Source organism: Mesorhizobium sp. M4A.F.Ca.ET.090.04.2.1 (assembly GCF_003999085.1).
Taxonomy (GTDB): domain Bacteria; phylum Pseudomonadota; class Alphaproteobacteria; order Rhizobiales; family Rhizobiaceae; genus Mesorhizobium.
In genome coordinates, this window is sequence record NZ_RZOT01000529.1 from 1 (window position 1) to 4,275 (window position 4,275).

Genomic DNA, 4,275 nt, shown 5'->3' on the forward strand with positions numbered 1-4,275 from the left:
GCCCGTCGCCATCGTCGGCGCACCGACTGTGCGCGATGCGGATGGCCTCGCCATGTCCTCGCGCAACGCCTATCTCGGCGAGAAGGAACTTGCGGTCGCTCGCAAGCTGAATGTCGTTTTGCGCCGGACTGCGGCCGCGCTCGCCGCGGGTGCCGACGAAGCCGATGCGGCCCACGCGGCTCGGCAAGCGCTTGTCGAGGCAGGCTTCCGGAAGGTGGACTATGTCGCGGCGCGTGAAAGCCTGACGCTCGCCCCCTGGCGGCGCGACCGCGACGGCCGCGTGCTCGCGGCCGTCTGGCTCGGCACGACCAGGCTGATCGACAATGTGGAGATTCCTGCCGTCATGTCGCCGCCCTGACTGCGCGCGGTCAGACCTTTCGCCCGCGCCGCTGTCTCCCGCGCTGACTATCCGAGGGGCTTCTCGAAAACCAGCGCCGGCAGCCCGGAACCGCCGCCGCAATCCTTGGTTTCGCCGGCGGCCACAAATCCCTGTGACCGGTAGAAGGCGATCGCCCCCGCGTTGGCTTCCTCCACCTCGAGGCGCAGCCTGTTCGCTTCCGGAAAGCTGGCCTCGACCTCATCGAGCAGCGCCTTGCCGATCCCTTGCCGCTGGCAGGACGGGTGCACATAAAGCTGGTTCAACAGGACGATCTTCGGGTCGGTAGTGGCGGCGGCGAATGCCATGCCGCCGAGTCGCCTGCCGTCGTCGGCGACCAGGAATTCGGAGTTCGGCCGCGTCAGCCGGGCCTTGAGCGAGGCGATCGAATGCCATTCGTCGGTGAGCGCCCCGACCGGCTCGGCGCCGTAAATGGCGTCATACGTCGCGTGCCACGTCTCGACCAGCAGCGCGCGGATCGCAACAAGATCGCGCTCGCTGGCGGTACGGACGAACATCGCTTTATTCGATTCCGAGCTTGGCCTTGACGAGGTCGTTGACCGCCTGCGGATTGGCCTTGCCGCCGGTCGCCTTCATCACCTGGCCGACAAACCAGCCGGCCATGGTCGGCTTGGCGCGGGCCTGGTCGGCCTTGTCCGGATTGGCGGCGATCACCTCATCCACCGCCTTCTCGATGGCGCCGGTGTCGGTGACCTGCTTCATGCCGCGGCTTTCGACGAGCTGGCGCGGATCGCCGCCCTCGTTCCAGACGATTTCGAACAGGTCCTTGGCGATCTTGCCGGAGATCGTGCCTTCCTTGATCAGATCGATGACGGCGCCGAGCTGCTCGGGCGAAACTGGAGCATTTTCAATGTCCTTGTCGGCCTTGTTGAGAGCGCCAAGCAGATCGTTGATCACCCAGTTGGCGGCGAGCTTGCCGTCGCGGCCGGAGGCCACCTTCTCGAAATAGTCGGCGATCGGCTTTTCGGACACCAGGATCGAGGCGTCATAGGTCGACAGGCCGAGCGCCGCGATCAACCGCGCCTTCTTGTCGTCGGGCAGTTCCGGCAGATCCTTGGCCAGCGCGTCGACATAGGCCTGGTCGAACTCCAGCGGCAGAAGGTCCGGGTCGGGGAAATAGCGGTAGTCATGTGCCTCTTCCTTGGAGCGCATCGAGCGCGTCTCGCCCTTGTTGGGGTCGAACAGCCGCGTCTCCTGGTCGATCGTGCCGCCATCCTCGATGACGGCGATCTGCCGGCGCGCCTCGTATTCGATGGCCTGGCCGATGAAGCGGATCGAGTTGACGTTCTTGATCTCGCAGCGCGTGCCGAATGCGCCGCCCGGCCTGCGCACCGAGACGTTGACGTCGGCGCGCAGCGAGCCTTCGTCCATGTTGCCGTCGCAGGTGCCGAGATAGCGCACGATGGTGCGCAGCTTGGTCACATAGGCCTTGGCCTCGTCGGCCGAGCGCATATCCGGCTTGGAGACGATCTCCATCAGCGCCACGCCGGAACGGTTGAGGTCGACATAGGACATGGTCGGATGCTGGTCGTGCATCGACTTGCCGGCGTCCTGTTCCAGATGCAGCCGCTCGATGCCGACCTCGATGTCCTCGAACTCGCCCTGGCGGTCCGGGCCGACCGAGACGATGACCTTGCCCTCGCCGACGATCGGCTGCTTGAACTGCGAAATCTGGTAGCCCTGCGGCAGGTCCGGATAGAAATAGTTCTTCCGGTCGAAAACCGACTTGTGGTTGATCTCGGCCTTCAGGCCAAGGCCGGTGCGGATCGCCTGCTTGACGCATTCCTCGTTGATGACGGGCAGCATGCCGGGCATCGCCGCGTCGACCAGGCTGACATTGGCGTTGGGTGCCGCGCCGAACGAGGTCGACGCCCCGGAAAACAGCTTCGCCTCCGAGGTCACCTGGGCATGCACTTCGAGACCGATGATGACTTCCCAGTCGCCGGTGGCGCCGGGGATCAGTCGTTTTGCGTCGGGGGTGCGGGTATCGATGATGCTCATGGTGGCCTGCGCTTGTGGCTCGCGAGAATTGCGATTTTCGCGAATTTGGGTGTTGGCCTTCGCTAGTGCAAACCGCCCGGCGAGACAAGCGCAAAGCCGCGCGCTGGCCTTTTCGGCCGCTTTCGCCTATCCGGCCGGCAGCGGCCGGCGGTTCTCGCCACGTTTGCTAGGCGGTGGCGATATAGGCCCTGATCTCCTCGGCCTCGCGCTCGACATCCTCGATGCGACGCTTGACGACGTCGCCGATCGACACGATGCCGTAGAGCAGGCCATCCTTTTCCACCGGCAGATGGCGGAAGCGACCCTTGGTCATGATCTCCATCACCTCGTTGACGGTGTGGTTCTCGTTGCAGATCTTCACCTTCGGCGTCATCGCCGAACGTACCGCGATGTCGAGCGCCGCGGCACCTTCCTTGGCCAGCACGCGCACGATGTCGCGCTCGGAGAGGATGCCGACGATCTTGTGGTCGCCATTGGTGATGACCAGCGCGCCGATCCTGTGTTCGGTCAGGATGCGGATGGCCTCGCTCAGCTTTTCGTTCGGCCCGAGCGTCAACACGTCATGGCCCTTCTTCTCGAGAATTGCCTTAACAGTCATGGCGTCCTCCTCAGCTTGTTGCTTGCCGGTTCCTGCCCTGACCGGCATTCACGTTCCGGTGAACATGGTGCGCCGTGATTGTTTGCATTTCAAGTGCGGCGCGGCTCACTCCAGCGGCTGGCGGCGGTCGAAAGCGCGCACGCCGAAGAAGCCGGCGACAAAGCCGCCAATATGCGCCTCCCAGGCGATCTGTCCGTCGACGCCTGGAGCAAAGCCTATCAGGCCGGTGACGAGGTTGATCACCATCCAGACACCAAGGAAAGTGACGACGCCGCGCGAGCGGAACACCTCCGTCATCGGCAAGGGCGCGCCGGCAAAGGCGCCTCTGCCCGACGAACGGTCGATGCGGAAGGCGAAGCGCGCCGCCGCCCCCATCATGCCGGAAATCGCGCCCGAAGCGCCGACCAGCGGCGCCTCGCCGAGCGGGTGCAGGACATAGAACAATGCCACCGCCGCAAGCCCCGTCACCGCAAAGAACAGCGCGAAGCGAAGCGCGCCGAAACGGTTCGCCAGCGGCGAGCCGAACGCCGCCAGCCACACCATGTTGATCAGGAGATGCGCCCAGCCGCCATGCAGGAACGCATAGGTGAAGGGGCTGGTGAAGGCATAAACCTCGAGGTCATAACGGCCGGAATAGCGGATCGGGATGAACGCCGCCCGCACCAGCAGGGCGAAATCCTGGTCGTCGGTCAGTAGGTAGACGCGCACCAGATGAACGGCAATGCAGATGCCGATCACCGCCAGCACCACCGACGGCAGGTTGAACACCGGTTCGCGGCGCGGTTCCGGCGCATCGTCCTGCTGTTCGATTTCCGAAGGGCTAACCGGCTCGCTCATTGACAAAGCATCCTGGGATTCGATCGGCGAGCTTTAGAGCAAGGGCGCCCGGGTTGAAACAATTCTGTTTCCCAAAGCGTGCGGCCGCAGCCTCGCCGTCATTTGCTAAGAACCCGAAAGGAGACAAAGTGGAAATGCTCTGGCGTTCGCGAAACTCGCAACGCGCGTTCTCGGAAGCAGCAAGACTCCTCCCTAGAATGCGGCCGATTTCAAAGGGGTCTCCACATGATCAAGCATATCCTCTCGTTGACTCTCGCCGCCGGCGTCGCAGCTTGGTCTCCGAGACGCTGACAAGCGCCCCAACCGGCCGGCAAGCAATCCAGTCGACCAACGTGTTCGTCGATGCCAATGGCATCGTCTATTCGCCGGACTGCAATGCCGGGCTGGCGACCATGGAATATGACAGGTGACAAAGGCGACTATCACCCTCCGCCCCCAGCGC

At 64.1% G+C, this 4,275-nt stretch carries 6 protein-coding genes; 2 read left to right on the top strand and 4 right to left on the bottom strand.

The window, feature by feature from the left end:
- A partial coding sequence (locus EN781_RS27335; protein ID WP_145965647.1) for a pantoate--beta-alanine ligase occupies positions 1–358 on the top strand: 358 nt, incomplete at its 5' end.
- Positions 359–405: 47 nt separating this feature from the next.
- On the opposite strand, the gene EN781_RS27340 is transcribed toward EN781_RS27335, so the two are convergent.
- The 4 genes from EN781_RS27340 to EN781_RS27355 all read right to left on the bottom strand — a co-directional run bounded on the left by EN781_RS27340 (position 406) and on the right by EN781_RS27355 (position 3,833).
- Positions 406–894, bottom strand: coding sequence for a GNAT family N-acetyltransferase (locus EN781_RS27340; protein ID WP_126054365.1), 489 nt, complete (start codon positions 892–894; stop codon positions 406–408).
- Positions 895–898: 4 nt separating this feature from the next.
- The gene (gatB, locus tag EN781_RS27345) at positions 899–2,398 is read right to left on the bottom strand and encodes an Asp-tRNA(Asn)/Glu-tRNA(Gln) amidotransferase subunit GatB (RefSeq protein WP_126054364.1); all 1,500 of its coding nucleotides are present in this window, start codon (positions 2,396–2,398) and stop codon (positions 899–901) included.
- A gap of 166 nt (positions 2,399–2,564) precedes the next feature.
- Positions 2,565–2,996: a CBS domain-containing protein gene (locus tag EN781_RS27350; protein ID WP_126054363.1), complete on the bottom strand. Its 432-nt coding sequence runs from the start codon at positions 2,994–2,996 to the stop codon at positions 2,565–2,567.
- A gap of 105 nt (positions 2,997–3,101) precedes the next feature.
- Positions 3,102–3,833 carry a rhomboid family intramembrane serine protease gene (locus tag EN781_RS27355; protein WP_126054362.1) on the bottom strand — a complete coding sequence of 244 codons (732 nt, stop codon included), beginning with the start codon at positions 3,831–3,833 and terminating at the stop codon, positions 3,102–3,104.
- Between the two features lie 272 nt (positions 3,834–4,105).
- On the opposite strand from EN781_RS27355, the gene EN781_RS34550 reads away from it, so the two are divergent.
- Entirely contained in the window at positions 4,106–4,243 is a 138-nt protein-coding gene (locus EN781_RS34550) for a hypothetical protein (protein ID WP_189347889.1), read from the top strand.
- The last annotated feature ends 32 nt before the right edge of the window (positions 4,244–4,275 follow it).